1 protein-coding gene and 1 pseudogene are annotated in these 1,044 nt (G+C 46.7%); both read left to right on the top strand.

Annotated features, from left to right (window positions below; all coding sequences use genetic code 11):
* A partial coding sequence (locus FQ083_RS12610) for a multicopper oxidase domain-containing protein (protein WP_149410100.1) occupies positions 1-740 on the top strand: 740 nt, incomplete at its 5' end.
* 31 nt (positions 741-771) lie between these two features.
* Positions 772-1,044, top strand: a pseudogene (locus FQ083_RS12605) (pentapeptide repeat-containing protein); the annotation flags it as partial.

Genomic DNA, 1,044 nt, shown 5'->3' with positions numbered 1-1,044 from the left:
TTGATGATTTCCGCATTGGCGTTGCCGAGACTTATGACGTTATCGTCACCCCAACCAAAGATGCGCATACCATATTTGCCCAAAACATAGACCGTTCAGGCTATGTCGCGGCAACGCTTGCCACCAAAGAAGGCGCTCGTGCGGCAACGCCTGCTATGGATAAGATTGAATGGCTCACCATGGCAGATATGATGGGCGCAATGGGCGCGAATGGTTATAAAGCTAAGCACGCCAAAACAGAATATGACTTTAAGTCTGATATGCGTGTGGACAGCCCACGTATGAACCTTGATGACCCCGGAATCAACTTGCGAAAAATTGGCAGGAAGGTACTAAATTATAGCCAATTGCGTTCTGTCGATGAGGTAATATTCGCTGAGCAAAGGAAGCCTACCCGAGAGATCGAGCTACATTTAACCGGTAACATGGAGCGCTATATCTGGGCGTTTGATGGGGTTAAGTTTAGTGAGGCGACACCGGTTAATATTAAACCTAATGAGCGCGTGCGTATTACCTTAGTCAATGACACGATGATGAACCATCCGATGCATTTACATGGTATGTGGAGTGATCTACGCGCGCCTGACGGTGAGTTCCAGGTACGCAAGCATACTATGATGGTGCAACCGGCACAAAAAATCAGCTTTGATGTGACAGGAGAGGCTGGCCGATGGGCATGGCATTGTCATCTGCTCTATCATATGGAAGCCGGTATGTTCAGAGAAGTGGCGGTCGTTTAAGCAAATCTTTGGTTGATAGGTGAGAGATGAGATGAAAATACATAAAGTGGGTTTACGGTTCGCTGGGGTATCATCATTGGTACTGCTGGCATCATCATTTGCTAATGCTGCTGACCCGTCCACTGCTAAAAAAGACATGATGATGCCAGGCATGGATCATAGTAGTATGGATATGTCAGGTATGAATCATAGCGGCATGGATATGTCAGGCATGGACATGTCTGGTATGGACATGTCTGGTATGGACATGTCTGGTATGGATATGTCGGATATGGATCATAGCAGTATGGATATGTCGGATATG

This window comes from Psychrobacter sp. ANT_H59 (assembly GCF_008369225.1).
GTDB classification, from domain to species: domain Bacteria; phylum Pseudomonadota; class Gammaproteobacteria; order Pseudomonadales; family Moraxellaceae; genus Psychrobacter; species Psychrobacter cryohalolentis.
The sequence above is the reverse complement of the archived record's forward strand: the minus strand, read 5'-3'. Positions and strand labels throughout refer to the sequence as shown.